This is a genomic window from Streptomyces sp. NPDC059002 (genome assembly GCF_042740435.1).
Lineage (GTDB): Bacteria > Actinomycetota > Actinomycetes > Streptomycetales > Streptomycetaceae > Streptomyces.
The window spans coordinates 89,634-116,228 of record NZ_JBHYJI010000016.1; the positions used below are offsets into that span (position 1 = coordinate 89,634).

The following is a 26,595-nucleotide window of genomic DNA, read 5'->3' on the forward strand; positions in this document are numbered from 1 at the left end:
ATCCGGACGCCTACGTCAGCGCGGCACGGATCGCCTCCGCGAGCTCCGACCACGCGGCGCCGCCGAAGAGATGATCGGCACCGGCGACCTCGCGGAAGGCGCTCGGCCCGGTGGTCTCGTGCCGCCAGCCGTCCACGTCGGCCCGGCTGAGCAGGTCGTCGCGCCCGCCGTAGAGCACGGTGAGCGGCACGTCGAGAGGCGTGTCCTGCGTGTAGACGTAGTCGGCGACAAGGCGCATGTCCGCGGCGAGGATCGGCAGCAGCACCTCAAGGAGTTCGGGCTCCTCGCGCAGGTGCTCGGGCACGTAGCGCGTCAGGTCCTCACCCGACTCGTCGCCGTCGTCCGCGAGGACGCGCGGCGGGCGCTGCGAGGCGACGAGCAGATGGGCGACCTCGGGTCCTTCGCCGGAGCGCCGCAGCCGCTGCGCCGTCCGGTAGGCGAGCAGGGCGCCGGAGCACTGGCCGAACAGTGCGACGCGCGGGACGTCCAACGCGACCAGCTCCGCGACCAGTTCGTCGACGACCTCGTCGAGGGAGGCGGGCAGCGGTTCCGTCTGCCGGCTCTCGCGACCGGCCAGACGCACGCCGTACACATCGGCCGCGTCGCCGATCACCGGACCCCAGGGGCGGAACGGAGTCGCTCCTGCGCCGGCCCACGGAATACACGCGAGTGCGGTGCTATTCCCCCCAGTCGTCGCCGTTCCCGTGCTCCACGGAACGAGCTTCGACGATTGCTTCGATATACCCGCGTAATTCGATATGTCCATGGGCGCGGATCTTAGCATGCTGTGCAGCTAATCCGCAGCGTGATTAAGGCAACCCAGATTAATCTCAGCTGCCGCCCCGGGAAGTCACTTCCAGCATGCCAATCCCTGCCATCCGAGAGGATTCTGATGTTTAATCCGAGTGTCGAGGTAATCGTCGAGCAGCCGTCGGTTCTTGCGCAGCCCGACCTTTCCTTCGAGGCCGTTCTCAAGCGCTTTCCCGGACTGGCCGAAGCCAAAGCCGTCTGTATGACGGGCTCCACGGCCGCCGGGTGGGGCAATACGTTCAGCGACATCGACCTGTACGCGTTCGCCGACGAGAAGCTCGACCTCCCCGTCGACCCGACGATGGAGACCTGGCAGAGCTCCGACCCGAGCACCGGCGTGCGCGTGACCATCTGGATGGGCGCGTACGGCGACCAGCGCGTCGACCTGCGGGTGTGGCCGACCAACACGCTCGCCACCGTGCTCGCCCCCTATCTCGAAAAGGAGGTCGAGTTCTGCAACAGCAGCGACGCCCTCCAGGACTTCATCTACCGGCTTTCCATCGGAGTTCCGCTGAAGAACCCCGACTTCTTCAAGGAAATGCGCGAACTGCTCCAGAGCTCGTCGTACGGCAGGTCGCTCGCCCGATACCTGAAGGCCGACGCCGAGAACTGCCTCACCGATGTCATGGGGCAGCTCGACTCCGGTGACTACAAGACGGCCCGGGTATCCGCGGGACTTGCCGCCGGATTCCTCACGGACGCCGCCCTCACGCTCAACGGAGAGCTCTGCCGACGCAAGAAGTGGGTGCTCCGCCGCCTGGAAAGCACCCCGCAGTGCGGAATTGGTGTGGACGAATACCGGCACATGGTCCTCGACGGACTGCGCCCCGGCGAGTCCGACGCCGACTGCGCCCTGCGCGTCGCCCGCTGGACCCAGTCGCACATCGTCCGGCTCGAGGACACCTTCCTGTCCGCCCCCTGATCACCGTCGCAGTACCGGCACAGCGACGCCTGCACATCACCCCTGCGCACACCGCAGGTTGAGGAGGAGACAGAGTGAGCACCTCGATGGCCAAGCTCCGGGCCGCGGTGAGCGGTCCTGAGGACCCCCACCAGCGGTTGTTGGCGATGTCGACCATCGTGAACACCATCGGCATGGGGATGTTCCTGTCCGCGGGCACGATCTTCCTCATCAGGTCCGCGGGGCTGAGCCCGACCTCCGCGGGCGTCGGCCTGACCGTCGGGTCGCTGGCCGGCTTCGGCGCCGGAGTGCTGATAGGCGACCTGGCCGACCGCAAGGGGTCGAAGAAGGTCCTCATCGCCTCCATGCTGTTCGAGGCGGCGGCGAGCGTCAGCCTGCTCCTGGTGCACAGCCTGTGGCCGCTGCTCGTGGTGGCCGCCGCGGCCGCCGTCGGCCGGGCGGGAACGGTCAGCGCGCGCGGCGCGATGATCGGTGTGCTCGCGGAGGAGGGCAAGGGCGCGCAACTGCGCACCTATCTGCGGGCCGTGACCAACGTCGGGATCGCGGTGGGCACGCTCGGGGCCGCGGCGGTCCTGGCCATCGACACGCGTGCGGCGTACGTGACGATGATCCTCATCGACACCGGCACGTTCCTGCTGGCCGCCGCGATCCTGACGCGGCTGCCGGACTTCGCCCCGACCCGGGTCGCCGACGACAAGGAGGAGCCCGGCGCGGAGAAGCAGCCCCGCTGGCTGGCGCTGCGCGACCGGACCTATCTGAGCCTGACCGCCGCCTCCTCGGTCGCGAGCCTGCAGTACTTCGTGCTGGTCCAGGCCGTCCCGGTGTGGATCGTGCTGCGCACGAACGCGCCGCGGTGGATGGCGGCGATCGTGCTGTTCCTCGGCGCGATCATCGTCGCCGCCACCCAGGTCCCCGCGACGCGGTCCATCACCGACCCGCGTTCGGCGGCCCGGCTGCTCGCGCTGTCCGGACCGCTGTTCCTGGTGGCGTGGATCCTGGTGGCGGTGTCGGCGGGACCCGCGGCGTGGATCGCGGTCGTCCTGCTGCTCATCGGCATCGTCGTGCACTCACTGGCCGAGGTGTGGCAGGCCGCGGGCAACTTCGAGCTGTCGTTCGCGCTGGCCAAGCCCGAGGCCCAGGGCCAGTACCAGGGCGTGATGGGTCTCGGCCACGGCCTCTCCGAGGCGGTGGCGCCGATCGTCGTCATCGCGATGTGCATCAACTGGGGCAAGCCCGGCTGGATCGTGCTCGCCCTGATCGTCACCGTGGCGGGCTTCATCTGCGCCCTCATCGAACGCAGTTGGTCCCGCGCGAACCCGCCGAAGGCCAAGGCGGAGGAGGCCCTCGCGAGCGAGTGAACCACCGTCGGACGGCATGACGGCCGCCCCTGTTCCCCGAGTTGTCGGGGAGCAGGGGCGGTTGTCATGCCGGGGGCGCCTCACTCGCTGGGGAAACCGGAGGAGCCGGAGGAGCTGGACGAGCCGAAGGAGCGGTGGAGCGTGTACCGCTTGAAGGCCGAGCTCCCCGCGCTTCCTGCGTCACCCGTGCTCCGCGCGTCCCCCGCACCCCCCACGACCACCGCCTCATGTGCCGCCGCATCCACCCACTCCGTGACCACGATCGCCCGATCACCGCTCGCCGTGCGGTGAACATGCGCGGCGAGGAGACCAGGAGCGGGACCGACCGCGCCCTCGGCGTCGGAGGCCGCCATCGTGCTCACCACGAAGACGCCTGCCGGTTGCGGGTGTTCCGTGTCGTGGAGCACGCTGCGGATGAGGCGGGTCCGGGCGAGACCGGGGCGTTCGATGCCGGGGACGAGGGTGTCCACACGGCTGACGGTGCTGGCGCGGTGGGCGCGGGCCCAGGCCAGATGGTCCTCGTCGCTGGTCCACTGGGCGTAGAAGAGCAGGCCCGTGCCGTCCGTGGCGAGGAAGACGTGCTGGGCCAGGCGTCCTTCGGGGGTCGCGGCGGCCGCCCACTCGCCGATCACCGCGTCCGCGGCCGCGGCGGAACGCTCGGGGGTGCCCGTGAGCCACTCGCTGATGAGGGCGGTTCCCGCGGCGGGGTGGACGAGGTCGCGAAATCGTGTCATGGGCGTCGACTTTCGTACGTCAACTGCGCTTGAGGTCAAGCGTTCAGCCCGTGGCTCGCACCCGGTGAGGTCCCGACTGCACCTCCACCCGCGCGAGGACGCCGTCGACGGTGACCGCGGTGACGATCCCGGCGAGCGCGTTCCGCACGGAGGTCCGCACCTCGCCGGGCACGGGGTGCGGCGCCTCGGCCCGCTCCTTGGCGAAGGCGGCCAGGCTCACGCCGTCGACCACCCCCGGCGCCCCGCTACTCGATGACGAGCTCGACCGGGATGTTGCCGCGGGTGGCCTTGGAGTAGGGGCAGTACGCGTGGGTCTTCTCCAGGAGGTCGCGGCCCGCCGCGCCCTCCAGGTGCTCGGGGAGCTCGGCCCGCATCACGACGGCGAGGCCGAAGCCGCCGTCGGTGTCCTTGCCGATGCTGACCTCCGCGGTCACCGAGACGTCGCTGACGTCGATCTTCTCCTGGCGCGCGATGGCTCCCATCGCGCTGGCGAAGCAGGCGGCGTACCCGGCGGCGAAGAGCTGCTCGGGGTTGGTGCCCTTGCCGTTGCCGCCCATCGCGGCGGGGAAGCCGAGGGGCAGGTCGAGCTGGCCGTCGGAGCTGACCGCGCGGCCCTCGCGGCCGTTGGCGGTCGCGACTGCGGTGTAGAGCGCGTCCATGGTGTCCACCTTTTCTCTTCGTCTCGTCCGGTCGTGCGGGCCGTCTCGCCGCGCACCGTCCTGCCGAGAAGTAGAGCACGCAATTCAGTTGTGCACAACTGAATGGTGCGCGGTAGTCTGGTCGCATGGCACACGGCGATGTACGGGACGAGGACTTCCTCCGGCTCGACCACCAGATCTGCTTCTCCCTGCACGCCGCGACGCGTGCCTTCAACGGCGTCTACCGGACGGCGCTGAAGGATCTCGGCCTGACCTACCCGCAGTACCTGGTGATGCTCGTCCTCTGGGAGGACGGCGAACTGCCGGTCAAGCGGATCGGCGAGCGCCTCAGGCTCGACTCGGGCACCCTGTCGCCGCTGCTCAAGCGCCTCGAAGCGGTGGGGTACGTGGAGCGCAGGCGCAGCGCCGACGACGAGCGCTCCGTCACGGTCCGGCCGACCGCGGAGGGCACCGCGCTCCGCGAGCGCGCCCTGGCCGTGCCCCGCGCGATCGCCGGGGCCACCGGCCTCGACCTCGACGAGGTCCGCGAGCTGCGCGCCCGGCTCGTCGCCCTGACCGAGGCCCTGGACGGCGCGCGGCCCGACCTGGGCGCCGGTGCCTGCGGCACCGGCGACTGACGCGATCGCTTCGGAGACCGCCGACGGGCTCAGTCGGTGATCGTCACACAGGGGAGCCCGACGCTGTCACCGCCGCGGAAGCCCTCCGCGCAGAGCCTGGTGCCCGCGGGGAAGTGCCGCTGGGGGTACGCCTGGTCGCGATAGGTCCGGAACGCCGCGACGTCCTCGGTCTTGGTGTTGGCGCTCCACCCGTTGGTGGTCCACACGCGCGCCGAGATCCGGTGGGGCTGGTTGGTGTTGACGACGGACACCTCGACCCGGCCGAGATAGGTCCCCGAGTCGTACGTCTCGATGCAGACGGAGTTGTTGCACCACTTGCCGTCGGCCGCGGCGGGCTGACCCGCGGCGCAGACGAGACCGATGGCGGCGGCGGTCGCGCCGATACCGGCGACGATCTTGCGAAGAGTAGTCATGGCGTGCCCAACGAAGGCGCCGGTCCCCTGTCACGCGGAGTCATCCTGCGTGGGGACCGGCGCCTTCGGCGGTGCCGTGGGTCAGCTCAGCGACCGCAGGTCGTGCCAGCCGTCGGTGCCGACCGTGACCGCGCCGCCCAGGCCCGTCGCGGTGAGGCGGGGGTGGAACCGCAGGCCCGCGGTCGTGCCGGGGGCGGTGGCCCACAGATCGGGCCTGCCGTCGTTGTCGGCGTCGCCCCCGGAGGCGAGCAGCGGTGCGGCCGCGGGGCTGAAGCCGGTGGCCACGCGGGTGCGTGCCGGGCCGTCGCCCAGCCCCTCGCCGCCCGGGCCCGTGCCCTGGTACAGGAAGAGTTCACCGCTCGACCGCTTGCGGGCCAGCAGGTCGACGTGGCCGTTGTCCGTGACGTCGCCGGGGGCGGCGAGGTCGTAGTCCTGCCAGTTGCCGTCGCCGATGAGGACGGGCCCGGCGTACTCGTCGAGGTTGCCGTACCGGTGGCCGTAGTAGAGCCAGAGGTGCTTGCCCTCCTTGACCAGCAGATCGGGGAAGGACGGCAGGTCCACGTCGCCGATCTCGCCGTCGCCGTCGAGGTCGGTGGGCCCGTCGACGTCGCCGACGGCGAGGATCTGGTCGGCGTTCTTGAAGTGGTCGTCGGCCTCGTCGCCGACGGTGAGCTCCAGGCGCTGGTCCTCGCAGGCGGCGCCGTCCGCGGCCTCGCCGGCGCTGGTGCACGCGTAGCCGAGGCCGTTGTTGGGATACATGTGCAGCTGTCGTGCGCCCTTGGCGCCGGTGGTGGCGACGACGTCCTCGTAGCCGTCGCCGCTCCAGTCGCCGCGGTGGGTGATCAGGGAGCCGTCGAAGGAGTGCTTGCTCGCGGACGCGGACGTGGCGAGGCGTCCGTTGCCGATGCCCGGGTGCAGGGCGAGCCCGCCGTTCGGGCGCAGCGCCAGGAGGTCAGGATTGCCGTCGCCGTTGAGGTCGCCGGGCTCGTCCGGCTTTCCGGGGGAGTCGGCGTAGAAGGAGTAGACGCCCGTGTCGGAGCGGTTGTTCGCCTTGTCCAGGGAGCGCATGCGCAGCCGGTGCGGGCCCGCCGACGGGGGAGTGAGCTGCACGGTCGCGCTGCCGCCCGCCTTGGTGGGCGTCGCGGTGCGGACGGTGGGGTCCCAGTCGCTCCAGTACTCGTACTTCACCACGTCGGCGACGCCGCCCGAGGAGAGCGTGAACGAGCCCGGCGTACGGGCCGTGCCGGTCTTCGCGGGCTTGCCCGCCTCGCCGTCGGGGAACTGCTGGGAGGCCGCCGTCGGCGGATGCGACGGCCGGTCGGGGTCGAAGCCGAAACGGCAGGCGGGGGCGCCGAGGGCGGGCCGCCAGTCGGAGGCCGCCTTGCCGTCGCGGGCCTGCACCTTCCAGGAGAAGCGGCCCTTGGCCGCGCCGATGTGCTTCGCCAGCAGGCTCTTGGAGACGGTGGTGCGCGCGACGCCGTTGTTGGCGACCTTGATGTCGCGGTTGACGATGAGGCCGGGGTCCCCGTCGCGCTTGCCGGTGGGCCACAGGTGGAACCGGGCGGTGACCGTGCCGCCGTCCGGGTCGGAGACCCGCGCGGTCAGCTGGACGTCGGTGTTGCCGAGCGTGACGTAGCTGCCGACGTCGCCGCAGCGGCCGCCGACGACGGTCGAGGGCACGGTGTCCATGGCGGTCGGCAGGTTCGGGGTGCTGTTGTAGGTGGTGGAGAGCACCGCGGTCCGCGCGTCGAACTTCTTCCACGACTCGCTGCTCGACTCGTCGGCGCGCAGGCCGAGCGCGAGCTTGTTCCACTTCCCGGCGACCGCCTTCGCGGTGACCTTCGTGGTGTCGAACTCCAGGTTGCCTGCCGGGCACTTGCCCGCCCAGCCCTTGGCGTCCTTGACGGTCGCGTACTGCTCGTGCCAGGCGGGCTGCTTGTTCCACGTCGTCGCCGACGAGATCGCCGCGGTCAGCCACAGCTGGACCGGCTTCTTCGTGCACGACCACGAGTGCGTGTTCTTGATCCGCATCGTGGAGGAGGTGATCTGCTTGCCGTGCAGCGAGCGCGGGTTGAACTGGACGAAGGACCGCCAGGTGCCGCCGGTGTCCGACTCGTGGCCGACCCTGGCCACATGGGAGCTGTGGTTCCAGTACGAGGTGGTCGGGTACTTCTTGGAGACCGACGTCCAGCCGAGCCGCGGGCTGGAGACCGAGGGGTCGATGTAGACGGGGTAGACCGTCTCCGGACGCGTCAGCAGATCCCGGTCGGGGGTGAGGACCATCGCGCCGTCGTCGACGCGGATCGGCATGCGCGACTCGTCGGCGCCCGCCCGCGGTTCGAAGACGTTCTCGCCGGCGCGCGGTGCCGCGGCGCGGCCCGGCCCGGCGAGGGCCTTCGCGCCACGGGCGGCCGCGGGCGCGTCGGCGCCGTCGGCCGTGGGGGTCCCCGAGGAGTCCCACATGGTCGGGGTCGGGGCCGTGAACACGAGCTTCCCCGCGGGGTTGCGGGCGGTGAGGTTGCCCGCGGCGTCGGTCCGTACGTCGACGCCGTCGCTGTCCAGGGCGAAGCGCAGCTTCTTGAGCGCGGGATCGCGTGCCGCGTCGGCGTTCTTGACGACGAGCACCTGCTGGAACCCGGTCACCGAGGCCCGCAGCTTCACGTCCACGCCGGGCAGTACGTCGGGGTACGTGGCGGTGTCCCCGTCGACCTTCGGCGTGGGCAGCTCGCCGGGCCAGCCCACGCTCATGGAGCGTCCGTCGCGCGTGACGGTGGCCAGCGGGGTCTTCCTGCCGCCGCCGGAGAACCGCACGCCCACCGAGGCCGCGCGGGGAGCGAGCGTGCCGTCGGGCCGCTTCTCCAGGGTCTCGTCGACGTCAACGAGCCTGCCGTCCTGCCGTGTTCGGACGGGAACGGTCGCGGTGTCCTGGGTGAAGGTGCCGTCCGGGTTCGCGTACACCGTGGCGTACTCGGTGCGCCCGGAGACGACCTCGACCCGGTCCCCGCTGCGGGCGGCCTGCCGGGACGCGGTGGTCTCCTCGTCCGGTCCCGAGGCTCCCTCGCTGCCCGCGGGCCGGGGCTCGGCGACGGCCGCGGGGGCGGCGGTCACCCCGGCCCCCACCGACAGGGCGCCAACCACCAGGGCCGCAAGCCCTATTCGCCATCTGGAATGCGGACGACAAGGCATGCGTCTTCCTCTTCATTCAATCCTCGGAAATCCGGGACAGTAAAGCACGCGTCAAGACAAGCTGTGGATCCGGTATCGGTCACGGCCATTTTCGGGGTCGAGTACGTGAGGTGTTCCGGCTAGTCAAGGGGCTTCTGTCGGTAACTCCGGCGGCGAAGGTCATGGCCATTGTGATCATCTATGTCCATGTCATGAATGAGTAAAGAGCGTGCTAGGTTCTCCGGCGTCCATCGGCCCTTGACGCGGGAGCTTTTGAAGAATGCGTGTGTCTTCTCGAATAAACTCCGGGCCCAGGCCCGGGCGTTCGGACCGGAGAAGGCGCCGCACTCGACGCGTGGTCACGACGCTGACGGCGACGGCCCTCCTGAGCGGACTGCTGACCGCCGAGACCCTGGCGATGACGAAGCTGTCCCTGCGGGAGCTGCAGACCACAAGGCCCGTGCCGGTCAAGCCCGTTGGGGCCGAAGCGGCCTCGTCGGCCGACGAGGCGGGCAAGAAGGCGTGGCGGAGCGTGCCCGACGCCGCGTGGCCCGAGCCCGGCTCGGCCTCGGTCGACCTGCCCGCTTCGGGCGGCAAGAAGGAATTGACGGCCGGTTCTCTGCCCGTCGGCATTTCTTCGGCCGGGGAATCCGGGAAGAAGGGCCGTTCCGGCGATTCCGTCTCCGGTGAAGTCGCCGTCGAGGTGCTCGACCGCAAGACCACCGAGCGGGCCGGGATCTCCGGAGTCCTTCTGTCCGTCGTATCCGAGAGCGGCGGCGACGCCGAACTCGGCGTCGACTACTCGTCGTTCCGCAATGCCCTCGGGGCCGACTGGGCGTCGCGGCTCACGCTGACGCAGGTTCCGGAGTGCGCCCTCACCGGTTCCGGAAAGGGCGACTGCACGGCCGTTCCGGTCGAGTCGGCCCACAATGACGCGGACAAGCAGACCCTCACGGCGCGGGTCGACCTCGGGGAGGGCGCGCCTGCGAAGGGCGCGCCCGCTGAGGACGCGCCCGCGAAGAGCGAGCCCGCTGAGTACACGCCTGCGAAGGACACGCCTGCGAAGGACGCGCCCGCGAAGGACGCGCCTGCCAAGGACGCGCCTGCCAAGGACGCGCCTGCCAAGGACGCGCCCGCCAAGGACGTGCCTGCGAAGGACGCGCCCGCGAAGAGCGCGCCCGCCAAGGACGCGCCCGCCGAGGACGCCCCCGCCAAGACCCCCGTCCGCAAGGCCCGTTCGTTGTTTGCCGTGCAGGCTGCCGCTCCGTCCGGCGGCGGTGGCGGAGACTTCCGGGCGACCCCGCTGTCGCCGTCCGGGTCGTGGGAGGCCGGGGATTCCTCCGGCGGTTTCTCCTGGTCGTACGACCTGCAGACCCCGGAGGTACCGGGTGACCTGGGCCCCGACCTGTCCCTGGCCTACTCGTCCTCCTCGGTCGACGGCCGTACCGCGGCCACCAACAACCAGGCGAACAACATCGGCGACGGCTGGAGCCTGGAGCCCGGCTTCATCGAGCGCCGCTACAAGTCCTGCAGCGAGGACACCGCGGGCGGCAACAACAAGGCCAAGAACGGCGACCTGTGCTGGGGCGGCCAGAACGCCGTCCTCTCGCTCGGCGGCACCACCAACGAACTCGTCCGCGACGACGCGACCGGCACCTGGAAGCTGCGGCACGACGACGGCAGCAAGATCGAGCTGCTGAAGAGCGGCAACCGCGGCAACGGCGACGACGACGGCGAGTACTGGAAGGTCACCGACACCGCCGGTGTGCGCTACTACTTCGGCTTCCACAAGCTGCCCGGCTGGACCGCGGGCAAGGCGACCACGGACTCGACCTGGACCGTACCGGTGTACGGCAACCACGCGGGCGAACCGTGCCACAAGGACGCCTTCGCCGACTCCTGGTGCCAGCAGGGCTGGCGCTGGAACCTCGATTACGTCGTCACCCCGCACGGCGACGCGATGGCCTACTACTGGGACAAGGAAGAGAACCACTACGGCCGCAACGTCAGCCTGAGCAGCGGCAGTTCGACGGCCACGCCGTACACCCGCGGCGGCCACCTGAAGAAGATCGAGTACGGGCTGCGCAGCGGCGACCTGTACACCGGCACGCCCGCGGCCCGGGTCACCTTCACCTCCGCCGAGCGCTGCCTGGCCACCGGCTCCTTCGACTGCGCGGCCGACAAGTTCACCGCGGCCAACGCCAAGCACTGGCCCGACGTGCCCTTCGACCAGTACTGCAAGGCCAAGGACGCGTGCAAGAACCGGCACAGCCCGTCCTTCTGGTCCCGCAAGCGCATCACCGGCATCGCGACCGAGGTCCGCTCCGGTTCCGGCTACCAGAAGGTCGACTCCTGGAAGCTGGAGCACTCCTTCCCCTCCACCGGTGACGGCTCGTCACCCGCCCTGTGGCTCAAGAGCGTCCAGCGCACCGGCCACACCGGCGGCACCCCCGAGACGCTGCCCGCCGTCACCTTCCGCGGCACCCAGCTGGCCAACCGCGTCGACAGGACCGGCGACGGCATCGCACCGCTGATCCGCTACCGCGTCCACGCCATCGACACCGAGTCCGGCGGCACCGTCGGCGTCAGCTACTCGGCGCCCGAGTGCTCGGCCAAGAGCCTGCCCGCCGAGGAGAGCAACACCAAGCGCTGCTACCCCGTCTTCTGGACCTCGCCCGACGCGCCGGGCGCCGACTTCAAGCCGCTCAAGGACTGGTTCCACACCTATGTGGTCACCCAGGTCCGCGAGGAGGACAACGTCGGCGGTGCCCCCGCCAAGCAGACCGACTACACCTACCTCGGCGGCGCCGCCTGGGCGAAGTCGGAGGACGAGTTCACCGAGGCCAAGTACCGCACCCACTCCGACTTCCGCGGCTACGGCCAGGTCAGGACCGAGGTCGGCACGGGCACCGACGGCGCGAAGCTGCGCACCGAGACCCGCTACTTCCGGGGCATCCCCGGCGCCAAGGTCAAGGACTCCGAAGGCGTGGAGGCCGCCGACCATCCCGTGTTCGCGGGAATGACCCGCGACGAGGCCACCTTCGACGGCGGAAAGATCATCGAGGCGTCCGCCTCGGTCCCCTGGAAGTCGGCGGCCACCGCGACCCGCAAGCGCCCGGGACTTCCCGCGCTCCAGTCCTTCATGGCCGATGACAGTGCGACGGAGACCGGCCGCACGGCCGTCGGGGACGGCTGGCGCCGTTCCAGGACCGAGCGCACCTTCGACGGCCACGGCCAGCTCGCCACCGAGTCCGACCTCGGCGACACCGCCAAGTCCGGCGACGAGACCTGCACCACCACGACGTACGCCCGCAACACCGACAAGAACATGGTCCAGTTCGCGGCCTCGGTGAAGACCGTCGCCAAGGCCTGCGGCACCGCGCCGAACCTGCCGAAGGACCTCGTTTCCGAGAAGCGCACCTACTTCGACAACTCCACCACCCTCGGCGCCGCCCCCACCAAGGGCGACGTGACGCGCGCCGACGAGCAGGACGCGGCGGGCACCGGCTTCCTCACCGTGGAGCGGAACAAGACCGACCGGCACGGCCGCGCCACGGAGTCCACCGACGCGACCGGCGCGACGACCACCACCGCGTACACGCCCGCGACCTCCTACGCGCCGACCAGGACGGTCGTCACCAACGCCCTCGGCCACACCAAGACCACCGAGTCCGACCCGGGCCGCGGCCTGCCCACCGCGACGGTGGACGCCAACGGCAAGCGCGCCGACTCCACGTACGACGGCATGGGCCGGGTCACGAAGGCGTGGGAGCCGGGCTGGCCGAAGGCCGCCCACGCCGACGCGCCCAGCAAGCAGTTCACGTACACGGTCTCGAAGACGAAGCCGACGACCGTCACCACCAAAACCCTGCGCCACAACGGCGACTACCGCACCGAGTACTCCTTCTACGACGGCCTGCTGCGCGAGCGCGAGACCCAGGCGCCCTCCGCCAACGGGGTCGGCCGGGTCATCGGCGAGAAGAGGTACGACTCCCGCGGCCTGGAGTGGAAGACGTACGACGCCTACTACGCGACCGGCGACGCCTCGGGACAGCTGGTGACCGGCGACGACACCAAGGCCCCTGACGCCACCCGCACCGTCCACGACGGCGCCGGGCGCCCGACCGCGCAGATCAGCGAGAAGTACGGCGACGAGGTCACCCGCATCACCACCCGGTACGGCGGCGACCGCACCACCGTCGTCCCGCCCAAGGGCGACACGGCGACCACCACGGTCACCGACGTCCAGGGCCGCACGACCGAACTGATCCAGTACACCGACGCGGACCGCACCGCGTCCCAGTCCACGACGTACACGTACACGCCGGCGGGCAAGCAGAAGACGGTCACCGACCCGACCGGCGCGAAGTGGACGTACACCTACGACCACCGTGACCGGGTCACCAGGACCGACGACCCCGACAAGGGGATCACCGGCGCGACCTACGACGACGCGGACCGCCCGCTCACCGCGACCGACGCCCGCGGCACCACGCTGTCCACCAGCTACGACGCGCTCGGCCGCAAGACCGCGGTGAAGGACGGCAAGACGGTCCTCTCCTCCTGGACGTGGGACACGGTCGCCAAGGGGCAGCTCGCCAAGTCCACCCGGCACACCGGCGGTCAGGAGTACACGACCGAGACCACCGCCCTCGACGACCGCTACCAGCCCACCGCCACCAAGGTCACCATCCCCGCGCGGGAAGGCGCCCTCGCGGCCGCCTACCAGTGGACGTACGGCTACAACGCGCGCACCGGACTCCTCGACTGGACCCGCCAGCCCGCGCTGCCCGGACAGGCCGCCGAACGCGTCACCAACCGCTACGGCAGCAGCCTCCCCTACGACCAGCTCGTCATGACGGGACCCACGGCCCCGATCCTGGTCAACAACATCACGTACGACCCCTTCGGCCGCCCGCTGCGCACCGAGTACGGCACCAAGGGACGCCATGTCTGGGACACCAAGGAGTACGACGAGCACACGGGCAACCTGATCCGCACCACCACGGACCGCGAGACCGGGCCCGCCCGCATCGACGACGTCCGGTACGGCTTCGACGTGGCGGGCAACATCAACCGGCTCGTCACCGCGTCCGGCCAGGACGAGCAGCGCTCCGTGGACACCCAGTGCTTCACGACCGACGCCCTGCGCCGGGTCACCAACGCCTGGACGGCGACGGACAGTTGCGCCGCCAAGCCCGCCGCCGACGGCGGCGAGGGCGGCAAGGCCCCCAAGGTCGGCGGGCCCGACGCGTACTGGCACAGCTTCACCTACGACGCCATCGGCAACCGCACGACGGAGACCCAGCACAAGATCGCCGGTGACCCGCTCGCCGCCCAGGACGTCAAGCGCACCTACTCCTACGGGGAGAAGGGCGCGGGAGCGCGCGCACTGACCTCCGTCACCAACGAGTCGGCGGGCAGGACCTCCACCGACAGCTACGCCTACGACAAGACGGGCAACACCACGACCCGGGCGGCCGACGGGCGCAAGCAGAACCTGACGTGGGACGCGGAGGGCCACCTGGCCACGCTCACCGAGGGCGACCGGCGCACCGAGTACGTCTACGGCGCGGACGGCGACCGCCTCCTCGCCAAGACCCCCGCCGCCACCACCCTGCACCTGCCCGGCGGCAACGAGGTCACCCTGAACAAGGACGGCACCAAGACCAGCGCCCGCTACTACACCGCGGGCGACGAGACGGTCGCGGTGAGGACCGGCGGCCAGGTCAGCGTCCTGCTCTCGGACCACCTGGGCACGGCGACCACCGCGGTCGTCCTCGGCGCGGGCCAGGCCGTCACCCGCAGGAAGATGCACATCTTCGGCGGACAGCGCACCGCCCAGTCCGTCAACTGGCCGGGAAACAGGGGCTTCGTGGGCGGCACCACCGACACCACGGGCCTCACCCACCTCGGTGCCCGCGAGTACGACCCCGCACTGGGCCGCTTCATCTCCGTCGACCCGATCATCGACACGAGCGACCCGCAGCAGATGCACGGATTCACGTACTCCAACAACAACCCGCTCATCTACGCCGACCCCGACGGCAAGTTCTTCGGCAGCTTCGTCAAGAGGATCACGAAGGCGATCAACAGGGTCGTCAAGCAGGTGGTCAAGGCGGTCAAGCGCTACACGCGGTGGTACGGCCGCCTCAAGCCGTACCAGAAGCAGCAGGTGCGCATCGCCAACGCGTCGCGCGGCATCAGCAACAGGTTCTACGACGGAATCGAGAAGGCCAGGGCCAAGGAAAAGGCGGACGCCGCCGCACGCGAGGCGCAGAAACGCCAGGACGCCGAACGGCGCCGCAAGGACAGCCTCTGGAGCAACATCAAGCGGGGCGAGATCGGCGAGGCCTGGAACAAGACGGGCGGCAAGGCCGTCACCCACGTCAAGGACCATTGGCGGGGCTACGCGGAGGGCACCGGATTCGTGGTGTGCGTGGTGGGTTCCCTCGGAGCCTGCGCGGTGGCGGGCGGTGTCGTCGTCGTCGGGAAATTCGCGGCCGACGCCTATACGCACGACTTCGCCTACGCCCGCGAGAAGGGCAAGGGGAACTTGCGCGGATATGCGATCGGCATGGGGCTCGGCGCCGCGGGCGGCAAGGCGTTCACGCACTTCGGTAAAATGAACGGAGTCGGTCGCCACCTTCCCGCAGGGCGACATGCCGCCGGCATCCCCCAGCACGCGCTGCGTGTGGACCGCTGGTATCAGGGGGCCACCTACGGTGTGAACACCGGCCTCGGACAAGCAGGATGCGGAACGACCATCAACGCACCGGGATGGTGTTGACCATGTCCGTCAAGGACGGAACCCGCAGGGTATGGCGCGTGGCCATGCCCATCAGGGTCGCCGCATTCTGCGTCGCATCGGGGTTCGCCGTCCTCGGCGGAATCACCGTCTGGCAATGGTTCACAGGTCCCCCCGAGGCCGACATGGTGCTTTTCGCCGTGCTTTTCCTCGGCGGCGCGATCGCCGGTTTCCTGTATTGCTTCGCGACATCGGTGGCGATAACCGACGACAGAGTGACCGTCCGCAATCTGGGCCTCGTCGACTGGATTCCGCTGTCGGACATCGCATCCGTCGAGGCCGGATACAGCGGGCTGACGATCACGGCACACGACGGCAGGGTCGTGCGCGGCCGTGCCGTGGAGAAGCCGAACTACGCGCGCTGGCTGGGACGGCGCACGCGCGCGGACCGGGTGGTGGACGAGATCCGGTTCGCGTCCGGCCTCACGGTGAGGGGGCACCGGCGCGGCCGCGCCCAGGGATGATCAGTAGGTGAAGGGCCGTTCCGTTCCGTCCGGGCAAGGGGTACGCATCTGATGAAGACGATCCGCGTCGGGGTCCTCGGCTGCGCCGACATCGCGCGGCGCCGCGTGCTCCCCGCGATGGCGGCGCAGGACGGCCTGGCCGTCGCCGCGGTGGCCAGCCGTGACACGGAGCGGGCACGGGAGCTTGCCGGGCGGTACGACGCCCGGCCGGTGACCGGCTACGCGGAACTCCTGGAGCGGGACGACATCGACGCGGTGTACGTCCCGCTGCCCGCGGCCCTGCACGCACGGTGGACGCGGGCGGCGCTGCGCGCGGGCAAGCACGTGCTCGCCGAGAAGCCGCTCACCACGTCGTGGGAGGAGACCCGGCAACTCCTCGCCCTGGCCGAGGAGTCGGGCCTAGCCCTGATGGAGAACGTGATGTTCGTCCATCACTCCCAGCACGCCGCCGTGGCGAAGCTGATCGCGGAGGGGGCCATCGGCGAACCGCGCGCCTTCCACGCCGCGTTCGCCATTCCCCGGCTGCCGGACGACGACATCCGGCACCGCCCCGAGCTGGGCGGCGGCGCCCTGTGGGACGTCGGCGTCTATCCGCTGCGGGCCGCCCTGCACTTCCTGGGCGACGGCCTCGACGTGCTCGGCGCCACGCTCACCGAAGGACCGGGCCGGGCCGTGGACACCGCGGGCGCGGCCCTGCTGCGCTCTCCGGCGGGGGTCACCGCGCAGCTCACCTTCGGCCTCGACCACGGCTACCGCTCCGCGTACGAGATCTGGGGCAGCCTCGGCCGGATCACCGTCGACCGCGCCTTCACGCCGCCCGCCGACCAGCTGCCGAGCGTCCGCGTCGAGCGGCGCACGGGCGGCGGCGACATCGTCCTGCCCGCCGACGACCAAGTGGCCGCCACGGTAAGGGCGTTCGCCGCCGCGGTCCGGTCGGGGGCGGCGCCGGACCCCGCGATCGCCGAGCAGGCGCGGCTGCTGCGCGATGTGCGCGAGCACGCGCTGCGGGGCCGTCCCTGATCAGTCCCCGGAGTCGTGCGGGCGCAGCTCGGCGGGGAAGCCGGTCCAGCGCAGCTCCGCGGGCAGGTGGCGCATGTCGTTCTGGAAGAGCAGCGCGGCGGGGCGGCCCGGGGCGTAGCGGATCGCGGTCAGTGACGCGTTGCCGTGGTTGAGGCCGAGCCAGCGCCACGGCGGGGCGTCGAGGGCGGCCCTGACGAGCCAGGCGATCAGGAAGTTGTGGGTGACGACCAGTTCGTGGCGGGGCTCGTCGCCGGGCACGGGCCCGGTGAACAGGGCGAGCGCCTCGCGGGCGAGGGCGGGTCCGCACTCGCGCTCCCGGGCGGGAAATCCGGCCAGCCTGTCCAGCGTCTCGTCGGCCGTCTCCGGCGGCAGCTCCTGGCGCGCGGGCAGATACGGGAGGTAGTCACCGGCCGGTTCGCTCCGGTGGCACGGGACGCCGTCGAGCCGCTCGCCGATCAGGCGAGCGGTCTGTTCGGCGCGGGGGAGCGGGCCGTGGTGGATCACCGAGAGGGGGACGCCGCGGAGGCGTTCGCCGAGGAGTGCGGCCTGGCGGCGGCCGTTCTCCGACAGGCCGCTCTCGTCCGGCGTGGCCTCGCCGTGCCGGACGAGGTAGAGGTGGCGCGTGGCGGCTGTGGTCATGGTGGGGACGACGCCGCACGTTTCCCGCCGGTTCCGTCCGCCGCTCCGGAAGGACCGCCTCCCGTTCCCGGTACCCGTACGTAAGGTGGCGGGGCAGCCCGAGACGAGGAGCGTGACATGACCACCACCGAACCGACCTCCGCACTCCGTGGCCTCGACGCCGTCAAGGACGACCTCGCCGCCCTCTACCGCGATCTGCACGCGCACCCCGAGCTGTCCTTCGAGGAGCACAGGACCGCCGCCGAGATCGCCCGCCGCGCCACGTCGTACGGATACGAGGTGACGCCCGGCGTCGGCCGCACCGGAGTGGTGGCCGTCCTGGACAACGGCGAAGGCCCGACCGTCCTGCTGCGCGCCGACTTCGACGCGCTGCCCGTGACCGAACGCACCGGACTGCCGTACGCGTCCCGCACCGAGGGCGTGATGCACGCCTGCGGCCACGACATGCATGTCACGTGTCTGCTCGGCGCGTTGAAGCTGCTCGCCGACGCCCGCGCCGACTGGTCGGGGCGGATCCTCGGTGTCTTCCAGCCCGCGGAGGAGACCGCGCAGGGCGCGCGGGCGATGGTCGACGACGGCTTCTACGAGCGGTTCGGCACCCCCGACGTGGTGCTCGGCCAGCATGTCGCGCCGCTGCCCGCCGGGATGATCGGCGCGCACCCGGGCCCGGCGTTCGCGGCGACCGACGCGCTGCGGGTGCGGATGTTCGGCAAGGGCGCGCACGGCTCGCGCCCGGAGGCGTCGATCGACCCGGTGGTGATGGCCGCGTCGACCGTGATGCGGCTGCAGACGATCGTGTCCCGGGAGATCGCGGGCGGCGAGACGGCCGTGGTGACCGTCGGTTCGCTGCGGGCGGGCACGAAGGACAACATCATCCCGGACGAGGCCGAACTGCAGATCAACATCCGCACCTACACCCCCGAGGTGCGGACCAGGGTGCTCGCCGCCGTCGAGCGGATCGTCAAGGGCGAGGCGATCACGGCGGGCGCGGAGCGGGAACCGGAGATCACGGAGATCGACGCCTTCCCCGTCCTCGACAACGACGCGGCCGCCGTCGAGCGGACGGTGGCCGCGCTCGGCGCCGTCATCGGCGCGGACCGGATCATCGACCCGGGCCCGGTCACCGGCAGCGAGGACGTCGGATACTTCGCGACCTCGGCGGAGCGTCGGATTCCGCTCTGCTACTGGCTGTTCGGCGGCGTCGACCCGGCTGAGGTGGCGGCCGCGCAGAAGGCGGGCACCTTCGAGCGGGACATCCCGTCCAACCACTCGCCGTTCTTCGCGCCGCTCGTCGGGCCGACCCTGGACACCGGGGTCACGGCGCTGACCACGGCCGCGCTCGCCTGGCTCGGCGGCCCGCCGTCGCGGTGACGGCGGGCCGCCCGGGGCGGACGGGGGCTCAGCCCTCGTCCTCCAGGTCGCCCTCGGTCTCCAGGTAGGCCTGGCGCAGCGCTTCGAGCACGGCGGGGTCGGGCTTGGCCCACATGCCGCGCGACTCCGCCTCAAGGAGGCGCTCCGCGATGCCGTGCAGGGCCCAGGGGTTGGCCTCCTGGAGGAACTGGCGGTTGGTCGGGTCCAGGACGTACGTCTCGGTGAGCTTGTCGTACATCCAGTCGGCGACGACACCGGTCGTCGCGTCGTACCCGAACAAGTAGTCCACGGTGGCGGCGAGTTCGAAGGCGCCCTTGTAGCCGTGGCGGCGCATCGCCTCGATCCACTTGGGGTTGACGACGCGGGCGCGGAAAACGCGGGACGTCTCCTCGACCAGCGTGCGGGTGCGGACCGTCTCCGGCCGCGTCGAGTCGCCGATGTACGCCTCGGGCGCGGTGCCCTTGAGCGCGCGGACCGTGGCGACCATGCCGCCGTGGTACTGGAAGTAGTCGTCGGAGTCCGCGATGTCGTGCTCACGGGTGTCCGTGTTCTTCGCGGCGACCTCGATGCGCTTGTAGGCCGTCTCCATCTCGGCGCGCGCCGGGCGGCCCTCCAGACCGCGGCCGTACGCGTAACCGCCCCACACCGTGTACACCTCGGCGAGGTCCGCGTCCGTGCGCCAGTCGCGGGAGTCGATGAGCTGGAGGAGCCCCGCGCCGTACGTGCCCGGGCGCGAGCCGAAGATACGGGTGGTGGCGCGGCGCTCGTCCCCGTGCTCGGCCAGGTCGGCCTGGGTGTGGGCGCGCACGTAGTTCTGCTCGGCGGGCTCCTCCAGCGAGGCGGCGAGCCGCACCGCGTCGTCGAGCAGCCCGATCGTGTGCGGGAACGCGTCGCGGAAGAAGCCCGAGATGCGCAGCGTCACATCGATGCGGGGGCGGCCCAACTCCTCGTACGGGATGGCCTCCAGGCCGGTCACGCGGCGCGACGCGTCGTCCCAGACGGGGCGGACGCCGAGCAGGGCCATGGCCTCCGCGACGTCGTCGCCCGCGGTGCGCATGGCGCTCGTGCCCCACAGGGACAGGCCCACGGAGGTGGGGTACTCGCCGTTGTCGCTCCTGTACCGCTCGACGAGCGAGTCGGCGAGGGCCTCGCCGGTCTCCCACGCGAGGCGCGAGGGGACGGCCTTGGGGTCGACCGAGTAGAAGTTGCGGCCGGTCGGCAGGACGTTGACGAGGCCGCGCAGGGGGGAGCCGCTGGGCCCGGCGGGGACGAAGCGGCCGTCCAACGCACGTACGGCGTTGTCCAGTTCGGCGGTGGTGGCGTTGAGGCGGGGCACCACCTCGGTCGCCGCGAAGTGGAGGATCGCTGCGACGGGGTCGGCGCCCTGGTCAGGGGCACCCTGCACCGTGGGCTGTGCCCACCCGTCCCGCCCTGCGGGACGATTGCCCACAGCAGCGGCGACCTGGACTGCGGCGGTCGGATCCCAGTCCGCGTCGTCCATCGCCTGGACCAGGGCGCGGGCCTTCTCCTCGGCCTCGTCCGCGCTGACGCGCGTCGCCGCCGACTCGTCGAGGCCGAGGGCCTCGCGCAGGCCGGGCAGGGCGGACGTGCCGCCCCAGATCTGGCGGGCGCGCAGGATCGCGAGGACGAGGTTCACGCGGTCGGCGCCGGCCGGGGCGGTGCCGAGGACGTGCAGGCCGTCGCGGATCTGCATGTCCTTGATCTCGCAGAGCCAGCCGTCGACGTGCAGCAGGAAGTCGTCGAAGCCGTCGTCGTCGGGACGGTCCTCAAGACCCAGGTCGTGGTCGAGCTTGGCGGCCTGGATGAGCGTCCAGATCTGTGCGCGGATCGCGGGCAGCTTCGCCGGGTCCATGGAGCTGATCTGGGCGTACTCGTCGAGGAGTTGCTCCAGGCGCGCGATGTCGCCGTAGGAGTCGGCGCGCGCCATCGGCGGCACCAGGTGGTCGATGAGCGTGGCGTGCACGCGGCGCTTGGCCTGCGTGCCCTCGCCCGGGTCGTTGACCAGGAAGGGGTAGATGAGGGGAAGGTCACCGAGTGCGGCGTCGGGGCCGCAGGCCGCGGAGAGGCCCGCGTTCTTGCCCGGCAGCCACTCCAGGTTGCCGTGCTTGCCGAGGTGGATCATCGCGTCGGCGCCGAAGCCGCCGTCCGCCGCGGAGGCCGCGATCCAGCGGTAGGCGGCCAAGTAGTGGTGCGAGGGCGGCAGATCGGGGTCGTGGTAGATCGCGATCGGGTTCTCGCCGAAGCCGCGCGGCGGCTGGATGAGGATCAGCAGGTTCCCGCGGCGCAGCGCGGCGAGCACGATGTCGCCCTCGGGGTCGCCGCCCTGGCCGACCCGGGAGCGGTCCAGGAACATCTCGCCGGGCGGCGGGCCCCAGTGCTCCTCCACGCCCGAGCGCAGCTCCTCGGGGAGCGTCGCGTACCAGCGCTTGTAGTCGGCGGCCGGGATGCGCACCGGGTTGGCGGCGAGCTGCTCCTCGGTGAGCCACTCCTGGTCGTGGCCGCCCGCGTCGATCAGAGCGCGGATCAGCTCGTCGCCGTCGCCGGAGACCAGGCCGGGGATCTCCTCCGAAGGACCGAAGTCGTAGCCCTCGCCGATGAGCCTGCGAAGGAGCGCCACCGCGGACGCGGGGGTGTCGAGGCCCACCGCGTTGCCGATGCGGGAGTGCTTGGTCGGGTAGGCGGAGAGCACGAGCGCGAGGCGCTTGTCGGCGGCCGGGATGTGCTTGAGGCGCGCGTGGCGTACGGCGATTCCGGCGACCCGCGCCGCGCGCTCGGCGTCGGCGACGTACGCGGGAAGCCCGTCCTCGTCGATCTCCTTGAAGGAGAAGGGGACCGTGATGAGGCGGCCGTCGAACTCCGGCACGGCGATCTGGCTCGCGGCGTCGAGCGGCGAGACGCCCTCGTCGTTCTCCTCCCAGGCGGTGCGCGACCCGGTCAGGCACAGGGCCTGCAGGATCGGCACGTCGAGCGCGGTCAGCGCGCCCGCGTCCCAGGACTCGTCGTCACCGCCCGCCGACGCCTCGGCGGGCTTGGTGCCACCGGCGGCGAGGACCGTGGTCACGATGGCGTCGGCGGCCCGCAGTTCGTCGATCAGCTCGGGCTCGGGGGCGCGCAGCGAGGCCACGTACAGCGGCAGCGGGCGCCCGCCCGCGTCCTCGATCGCGCCGCACAGGGCGTCCACGAACGCGGTGTTGCCGCTCATGTGGTGGGCGCGGTAGTAGAGCACCGCCACGGTCGGGCTGTCAGTGCCGTCGGCGCCGTCGGCGCGGGCGGCGCGTTCGAGGGGGCCCCAGGACGGGGCGGCAGCGGGCGGCTCGAAGCCGTGGCCGGTGAGCAGCACGGTGTCGGAGAGGAAGCGGGCCAGCTGCTCCAGGTTGGCGGGGCCGCCGTGCGCGAGGTAGGCGTGCGCCTCGGCGGCGATGCCGACCGGCACGGTGGAGGAGGCCATCAGCTGGGCGTCGGGGGCCTGTTCACCGGTGAGCACCACGACGGGCAGGCCGCTCGCGGTGAGCTGGTCGAGGCCGTCCTGCCAGGCGCGGACGCCGCCGAGGAGGCGTACGACGACGAGCTCGGCGCCGTCGAGCAGCGCGGGGAGTTCGGCCAGGTCGAGGCGGGAGGGGTTGGCGAACCGGAAGTCGACGGGACCCCCGGCAGCACGGGCGCTGAGCAGGTCGGTGTCGGAGGTCGACAGCAGCAGAAGCATGCGGGCGCAGGCCTTCCTCGGGGTGTCCGCGCCCCGGGTGGTCGTATGGACGGCGGGAGTTCCTGACTCGCCCCACACGGGTGGGGCTCACAGTGGCGGGACCGCGCCGGATTCACACCGGGCTTCCTCCCTCGGGTCCTGGTGGACCCACGCCGTCGCTGGCGTCGACGGACCTGGCGGTCCGCCGCCTGCATAGTAAGTCCTGCCCGCGGTCGGCGGGGCGGCCACCTGCCAGGACGGCCGTATCGGGAGGCGACCGGCCGGATCCGCGTGGGTATGCTCGCCGCCATGCCGCCCACCCGAGCAACATCCCCAAACCAGGGCGAATCTCCCATACGTGACCGGGGCGACGCCTGCCCCGGAGCCCTCCGCCTGCACCGCGCCGACGACGGCCTCCTCGCCCGACTCCGCCTGCCCGGCGGCCTCCTGACGTCCCGTCAGGCCGACGCCCTGGCCACCGCGGCGGAGCGTCTCGCGGACGGGAACCTCAGCATCACCTCGCGCGGCAACATCGAGCTGCGCGGCCTCGGCGACACCTGCGGAGGCGAACTCTCCGCCCTGCTCGCGGACGCCGGTCTGCTCCCCTCCGAACGGCACGAACGCGTACGGAACGTGGTGGCGTCACCGGCGGCGGGAACCGACCGACTCGGCCACGCCGACGTGCAGTTGTGGGCCCGTGAGCTGGACGGACTCCTGTGCGCCGAGGAGTGGACGCCGGACCTCTCGGGCCGCTTCCTGTTCGCCGTCGACGACGGGCGCGGAGACGTCGTCGGGCTCGGCGGCGATGTGACCTTGATCGCAGAATCGGGCGGCACCGCGGTCGTTCGCCTCGGGGGCCGCGCCTTCCGGGTGCCCGCCGCGGACGCGCCGCGCGCCGCACTCACCGCCGCGGGCGCCTTCCTCGCCGCCGCGACCGCCGCGGGCAACGGCGCCTGGCGGGTGTGGGAACTGCCCCGCGAACAGCCCGTGGACCTCGCAGGAGCGCTGGAGAAGGCAGGCATCGAGGCCGTCCGCGCCGAGCCGTGGGCCGTCTCCCGCAGCGCCCCGCCGGCCCCCGGAGTCATCGGCCGCGCCCTCGCCGTCAACGCCCCGCTCGGCCGCGTCACCGCCGCCCAGTGGCGCTCCCTCCTCCCGCTGCCCGCCGACGAACTGCGCGTCACCCCCTGGCGCGGCTTCGTCCTGCCCGGCTTCGCCGACGAGACGGCGGCCCGCGAGCGCCTCGCCGCGCTGACCGGCGCCGGATACCTCACATCCCCCGACTCGCCCTGGCTGGGCGTCGGCGCCTGCACCGGCCGCCCCGGCTGCGCCAAGTCCCTCTCCGACGTACGCGCCGACGCCGTGCCCGGCCTCGGCGGCCTCCCCGTCCACTGGTCCGGCTGCGAACGGCGCTGCGGGCACCCGCACGGCGACTGGGTCGACGTCCTCGCCACCGGCGACGGGCAGTACGAGGTGAATGTGCGCATCGTCGGCGAGGAGTGGGTGCCCGTGACGGGCGGCACCCTGACCGAGACGGTCACCACGGCACGTACCACCACGAAACCAACGGCCACGAGATGAGCGAGAGCACAGTGTTCGACTACGAGAAGGACGGCGCGGCGATCTACCGCGAGTCCTTTGCCACCATCCGCGCGGAGGCGGACCTCGCGGGCCTGCCCGCCGACGTCAGCCAGGTCGCGGTGCGGATGATCCACGCCTGCGGGATGGTCGACCTCGTGCGCGACCTCGCCTTCAGCCCTCAGGTGGTGGCCGACGCCCGCAAGGCGCTGCGCGACGGGGCGCCGGTCCTCTGCGACGCGAACATGGTCGCGAGCGGCGTCACGCGCAAGCGGCTGCCCGCGGACAACGACGTGATCTGCACCCTCGCGGACCCGTCCGTGCCGGACCTCGCCCGGCGCATGGGCACCACGCGCAGCGCCGCCGCCCTCGAACTGTGGCGCGACCGCCTCGAAGGCTCCGTCGTCGCCATCGGCAACGCGCCCACCGCGCTCTTCCGCCTCCTGGAGATGATCGAGGAGGGCGCCCCCCGCCCGGCCGCCGTGCTCGGCATCCCCGTCGGCTTCGTCGGCGCCGCCGAGTCCAAGGACGCGCTCGCCGCGCACACCTCGGGCCTGGAGTACCTGGTCGTACGGGGACGTCGCGGCGGCAGCGCGATGGCCGCGGCCGCGATCAACGCCATCGCGAGCGAGGCGGAGTGAACGCCGTGAACACCGGACAGAGCCCGCAGGGACGGCTGTACGGGGTCGGGCTCGGGCCCGGCGACCCGTCGCTGATGACCGTGCGCGCCGTGGAGGTCATCGCCGCCGCCGACGTGGTCGCGTACCACTCGGCACGGCACGGCCGCTCCATCGCCCGCTCGATCGCGGCCGCGCACATCCGCGCCGACCACATCGAGGAGCCGCTGGTCTACCCCGTCACCACGGAGGGCACCGACCACCCCGGCGGCTACCGCGGCGCACTCGACGACTTCTACGAGGAGGCCGCGGCCCGGCTCGCCGTCCACCTCGACGCGGGCCGCACCGTCGCCGTGCTCGCCGAGGGCGACCCGCTCTTCTACGGCTCCTACCAGCACATGCACAAGCGCCTCGCGCACCGCTACCCGACCGAGGTGATCCCCGGCGTGACCTCGGTCAGCGCGGCGGCGGCCCGGCTCGGCGAGCCCCTCGTGGAGGCCGAGGAGGTCCTCACGATCCTGCCGGGCACGCTCCCCGAGGAGGAGCTGGCCGCGCGCCTCGCCGCCACCGACTCGGCGGTCGTCATGAAGCTCGGCCGCACCTTCGGCAAGGTGCGCGGCGCCCTGGAGCGCGCGGGCCGCATCGACGAGGCCCGGTACGTCGAGCGCGCCACCATGGAGGGCGAGCGCACCGGCCGACTGGCCGACGTGGACCCGGAGTCGGTGCCGTACTTCTCCGTGGCGGTCCTGCCGAGCCGGGTCGCGCCGCTGACCGGCGGCCCCGCGCCCGAGCCCGCGGCGGACCCGGAGCGCGGCGAGGTCGTCGTGGTCGGCACGGGTCCCGCCGGGCCGCTGTGGCTGACCCCCGAGACGCGCGGCGCGCTCGCCGCCGCCGACGACCTGGTCGGCTACACCACGTACGTGGACCGTGTGCCGCGCCGCCCCGGACAGCTGCGGCACGGCTCCGACAACCGCGTCGAGTCCGAACGCGCCGAGTTCGCCCTGCAGTTGGCGCGGCGCGGGCGGCGCGTCGCCGTCGTGTCGGGCGGCGACCCCGGCGTCTTCGCGATGGCCACGGCCGTCCTTGAGGTCGCCTCGCAGGACGAGTACGCCGACGTACCGGTGCGGGTGCTCCCCGGAGTGACCGCCGCCAACGCCGCGGCGGCCCGCGCGGGCGCACCCCTCGGCCACGACTACGCCACGATCTCCCTCTCCGACCGGCTCAAGCCGTGGGAGGTCATCGCGGAACGGCTCGCCGCCGCGGCCGCCGCGGACCTGGTGCTCGCCCTCTACAACCCCGGCTCCCGCAGCCGCACTTGGCAGGTGGGCAAGGCACGCGAGCTGCTCCTCGAACACCGGGCGCCCGACACCCCGGTCGTCCTCGGCCGCGACGTCGGCGGCCCCGAGGAGAGCGTGCGCGTCGTACGCCTCGGTGATCTCGACCCCGCCGACGTCGACATGCGGACACTCCTCATCGTCGGCTCCTCGCAGACGCGGGTGTCGCGGCGGCGCGGGGGCGGGGAACGGGTCGTCTGGACGCCCCGGCGCTACCCGGAGTAGGGGCCGCTCCGCGGGGGCGGTGGGCCCCTGCGGGCACGTCGCGGCTGGTCGCGCAGTTCCCCGCGCCCCTTACGGGGCCCAGGGCCTGCCCGGCGGATCAGGCCGCGTACGGGTGGCGCTCACCTTGCGGTGCCGGTGAGCGGGGTCTGGTGCGTGCAGCT

The 26,595-nt window shown here is 72.0% G+C and carries 18 protein-coding genes, 1 pseudogene and 1 riboswitch; of the genes and pseudogenes, 10 read left to right on the forward strand and 9 right to left on the reverse strand.

The window, feature by feature from the left end:
- Positions 1–10: 10 nt before the first annotated feature.
- Positions 11–784 (reverse strand): thioesterase II family protein, encoded by a 774-nt coding sequence (locus ACFWZ2_RS17225; RefSeq protein WP_384546381.1) that lies wholly within the window; start codon positions 782–784, stop codon positions 11–13.
- A gap of 228 nt (positions 785–1,012) precedes the next feature.
- On the opposite strand from ACFWZ2_RS17225, the gene ACFWZ2_RS17230 reads away from it, so the two are divergent.
- Positions 1,013–1,732, forward strand: coding sequence for a hypothetical protein (locus ACFWZ2_RS17230; protein ID WP_384546383.1), 720 nt, complete (start codon positions 1,013–1,015; stop codon positions 1,730–1,732).
- A 74-nt stretch (positions 1,733–1,806) separates the two neighbouring features.
- Positions 1,807–3,090 (forward strand): MFS transporter, encoded by a 1,284-nt coding sequence (locus tag ACFWZ2_RS17235; RefSeq protein WP_384546384.1) that lies wholly within the window; start codon positions 1,807–1,809, stop codon positions 3,088–3,090.
- Between the two features lie 80 nt (positions 3,091–3,170).
- Here the strand turns inward: ACFWZ2_RS17235 and ACFWZ2_RS17240 are convergent, their stop codons facing one another.
- The 3 genes and pseudogenes from ACFWZ2_RS17240 to ACFWZ2_RS17250 form a co-directional block, all read right to left on the reverse strand.
- The gene (locus ACFWZ2_RS17240) at positions 3,171–3,824 is read right to left on the reverse strand and encodes an antibiotic biosynthesis monooxygenase (protein WP_384546386.1); all 654 of its coding nucleotides are present in this window, start codon (positions 3,822–3,824) and stop codon (positions 3,171–3,173) included.
- Positions 3,825–3,882: 58 nt separating this feature from the next.
- Positions 3,883–4,056 (reverse strand): annotated as a pseudogene (locus tag ACFWZ2_RS17245) (TOBE domain-containing protein); the annotation flags it as partial.
- Positions 4,057–4,069: 13 nt separating this feature from the next.
- Complete coding sequence (locus ACFWZ2_RS17250) at positions 4,070–4,483, reverse strand: organic hydroperoxide resistance protein (RefSeq protein WP_384546388.1); 414 nt, start codon at positions 4,481–4,483, stop codon at positions 4,070–4,072.
- A gap of 125 nt (positions 4,484–4,608) precedes the next feature.
- Here ACFWZ2_RS17250 and ACFWZ2_RS17255 point away from each other — a divergent pair, with 125 nt between their 5' ends.
- Positions 4,609–5,100 carry a MarR family winged helix-turn-helix transcriptional regulator gene (locus ACFWZ2_RS17255; protein WP_384546390.1) on the forward strand — a complete coding sequence of 164 codons (492 nt, stop codon included), beginning with the start codon at positions 4,609–4,611 and terminating at the stop codon, positions 5,098–5,100.
- 29 nt (positions 5,101–5,129) lie between these two features.
- Here the strand turns inward: ACFWZ2_RS17255 and ACFWZ2_RS17260 are convergent, their stop codons facing one another.
- From ACFWZ2_RS17260 to ACFWZ2_RS17270, 3 genes are all read right to left on the reverse strand, one after another.
- Positions 5,130–5,513: a hypothetical protein gene (locus ACFWZ2_RS17260; protein WP_384546392.1), complete on the reverse strand. Its 384-nt coding sequence runs from the start codon at positions 5,511–5,513 to the stop codon at positions 5,130–5,132.
- A gap of 81 nt (positions 5,514–5,594) precedes the next feature.
- Positions 5,595–8,621 (reverse strand): FG-GAP-like repeat-containing protein, encoded by a 3,027-nt coding sequence (locus ACFWZ2_RS17265; protein WP_384546394.1) that lies wholly within the window; start codon positions 8,619–8,621, stop codon positions 5,595–5,597.
- 855 nt (positions 8,622–9,476) lie between these two features.
- The gene (locus ACFWZ2_RS17270; protein ID WP_384546487.1) at positions 9,477–9,908 is read right to left on the reverse strand and encodes a pentapeptide repeat-containing protein; all 432 of its coding nucleotides are present in this window, start codon (positions 9,906–9,908) and stop codon (positions 9,477–9,479) included.
- A gap of 2,515 nt (positions 9,909–12,423) precedes the next feature.
- On the opposite strand from ACFWZ2_RS17270, the gene ACFWZ2_RS17275 reads away from it, so the two are divergent.
- Genes ACFWZ2_RS17275 through ACFWZ2_RS17285 form a run of 3 tightly spaced genes read left to right on the forward strand, consistent with a single transcriptional unit; the run spans position 12,424 to position 16,970 of the window.
- On the forward strand, positions 12,424–15,468 hold the full coding sequence (locus ACFWZ2_RS17275) for an RHS repeat domain-containing protein (RefSeq protein WP_384546489.1): 3,045 nt from the start codon (positions 12,424–12,426) through the stop codon (positions 15,466–15,468).
- 2 nt (positions 15,469–15,470) lie between these two features.
- Positions 15,471–15,950: a hypothetical protein gene (locus tag ACFWZ2_RS17280; RefSeq protein ID WP_384546396.1), complete on the forward strand. Its 480-nt coding sequence runs from the start codon at positions 15,471–15,473 to the stop codon at positions 15,948–15,950.
- Positions 15,951–16,001: 51 nt separating this feature from the next.
- The gene (locus ACFWZ2_RS17285; protein ID WP_384546397.1) at positions 16,002–16,970 is read left to right on the forward strand and encodes a Gfo/Idh/MocA family protein; all 969 of its coding nucleotides are present in this window, start codon (positions 16,002–16,004) and stop codon (positions 16,968–16,970) included.
- On the opposite strand, the gene ACFWZ2_RS17290 is transcribed toward ACFWZ2_RS17285, so the two are convergent.
- Positions 16,971–17,609 (reverse strand): histidine phosphatase family protein, encoded by a 639-nt coding sequence (locus ACFWZ2_RS17290; protein ID WP_384546399.1) that lies wholly within the window; start codon positions 17,607–17,609, stop codon positions 16,971–16,973.
- A gap of 117 nt (positions 17,610–17,726) precedes the next feature.
- Here ACFWZ2_RS17290 and ACFWZ2_RS17295 point away from each other — a divergent pair, with 117 nt between their 5' ends.
- Positions 17,727–18,980, forward strand: coding sequence for an amidohydrolase (locus ACFWZ2_RS17295; RefSeq protein ID WP_384546401.1), 1,254 nt, complete (start codon positions 17,727–17,729; stop codon positions 18,978–18,980).
- A 28-nt stretch (positions 18,981–19,008) separates the two neighbouring features.
- Here ACFWZ2_RS17295 and cobN read toward each other — a convergent pair whose 3' ends face one another.
- The gene (gene cobN / locus ACFWZ2_RS17300; protein ID WP_384546403.1) at positions 19,009–22,704 is read right to left on the reverse strand and encodes a cobaltochelatase subunit CobN; all 3,696 of its coding nucleotides are present in this window, start codon (positions 22,702–22,704) and stop codon (positions 19,009–19,011) included.
- Between the two features lie 35 nt (positions 22,705–22,739).
- Positions 22,740–22,874, reverse strand: a riboswitch (cobalamin riboswitch).
- A gap of 106 nt (positions 22,875–22,980) precedes the next feature.
- Here cobN and ACFWZ2_RS17305 point away from each other — a divergent pair.
- From ACFWZ2_RS17305 to ACFWZ2_RS17315, 3 genes are read left to right on the forward strand one after another with little or no spacing between them, the layout of a single operon-like run.
- Positions 22,981–24,261 carry a cobalamin biosynthesis protein CobG gene (locus ACFWZ2_RS17305; RefSeq protein ID WP_384546491.1) on the forward strand — a complete coding sequence of 427 codons (1,281 nt, stop codon included), beginning with the start codon at positions 22,981–22,983 and terminating at the stop codon, positions 24,259–24,261.
- Positions 24,258–24,899, forward strand: coding sequence for a precorrin-8X methylmutase (locus ACFWZ2_RS17310; RefSeq protein ID WP_384546405.1), 642 nt, complete (start codon positions 24,258–24,260; stop codon positions 24,897–24,899). Before ACFWZ2_RS17305 ends, ACFWZ2_RS17310 begins: the two co-directional genes overlap by 4 nt.
- Before the next feature lie 5 nt (positions 24,900–24,904).
- Positions 24,905–26,434: a precorrin-2 C(20)-methyltransferase gene (locus ACFWZ2_RS17315; RefSeq protein ID WP_384546407.1), complete on the forward strand. Its 1,530-nt coding sequence runs from the start codon at positions 24,905–24,907 to the stop codon at positions 26,432–26,434.
- The last annotated feature ends 161 nt before the right edge of the window (positions 26,435–26,595 follow it).

Excerpts from the sequence above, each read along its gene's own strand:
- ACFWZ2_RS17240 (WP_384546386.1), bottom strand. The coding sequence starts at position 3,824 with ATGACACGATTTCGCGACCTCGTCCACCCCGCCGCGGGAACCGCCCTC.
- ACFWZ2_RS17250 (WP_384546388.1), bottom strand. The coding sequence starts at position 4,483 with ATGGACGCGCTCTACACCGCAGTCGCGACCGCCAACGGCCGCGAGGGC.
- ACFWZ2_RS17290 (WP_384546399.1), bottom strand. The coding sequence starts at position 17,609 with ATGACCACAGCCGCCACGCGCCACCTCTACCTCGTCCGGCACGGCGAG.
- cobN (WP_384546403.1), bottom strand. The coding sequence starts at position 22,704 with ATGCTTCTGCTGCTGTCGACCTCCGACACCGACCTGCTCAGCGCCCGT.
- ACFWZ2_RS17285 (WP_384546397.1), top strand. The coding sequence starts at position 16,002 with ATGAAGACGATCCGCGTCGGGGTCCTCGGCTGCGCCGACATCGCGCGG.
- ACFWZ2_RS17275 (WP_384546489.1), top strand. The coding sequence starts at position 12,424 with ATGGGCCGGGTCACGAAGGCGTGGGAGCCGGGCTGGCCGAAGGCCGCC.
- ACFWZ2_RS17225 (WP_384546381.1), bottom strand. The coding sequence starts at position 784 with ATGCTAAGATCCGCGCCCATGGACATATCGAATTACGCGGGTATATCG.
- ACFWZ2_RS17310 (WP_384546405.1), top strand. The coding sequence starts at position 24,258 with ATGAGCGAGAGCACAGTGTTCGACTACGAGAAGGACGGCGCGGCGATC.
- ACFWZ2_RS17255 (WP_384546390.1), top strand. The coding sequence starts at position 4,609 with ATGGCACACGGCGATGTACGGGACGAGGACTTCCTCCGGCTCGACCAC.
- ACFWZ2_RS17305 (WP_384546491.1), top strand. The coding sequence starts at position 22,981 with ATGCTCGCCGCCATGCCGCCCACCCGAGCAACATCCCCAAACCAGGGC.
- ACFWZ2_RS17280 (WP_384546396.1), top strand. The coding sequence starts at position 15,471 with ATGTCCGTCAAGGACGGAACCCGCAGGGTATGGCGCGTGGCCATGCCC.
- ACFWZ2_RS17260 (WP_384546392.1), bottom strand. The coding sequence starts at position 5,513 with ATGACTACTCTTCGCAAGATCGTCGCCGGTATCGGCGCGACCGCCGCC.
- ACFWZ2_RS17295 (WP_384546401.1), top strand. The coding sequence starts at position 17,727 with ATGACCACCACCGAACCGACCTCCGCACTCCGTGGCCTCGACGCCGTC.
- ACFWZ2_RS17230 (WP_384546383.1), top strand. The coding sequence starts at position 1,013 with ATGACGGGCTCCACGGCCGCCGGGTGGGGCAATACGTTCAGCGACATC.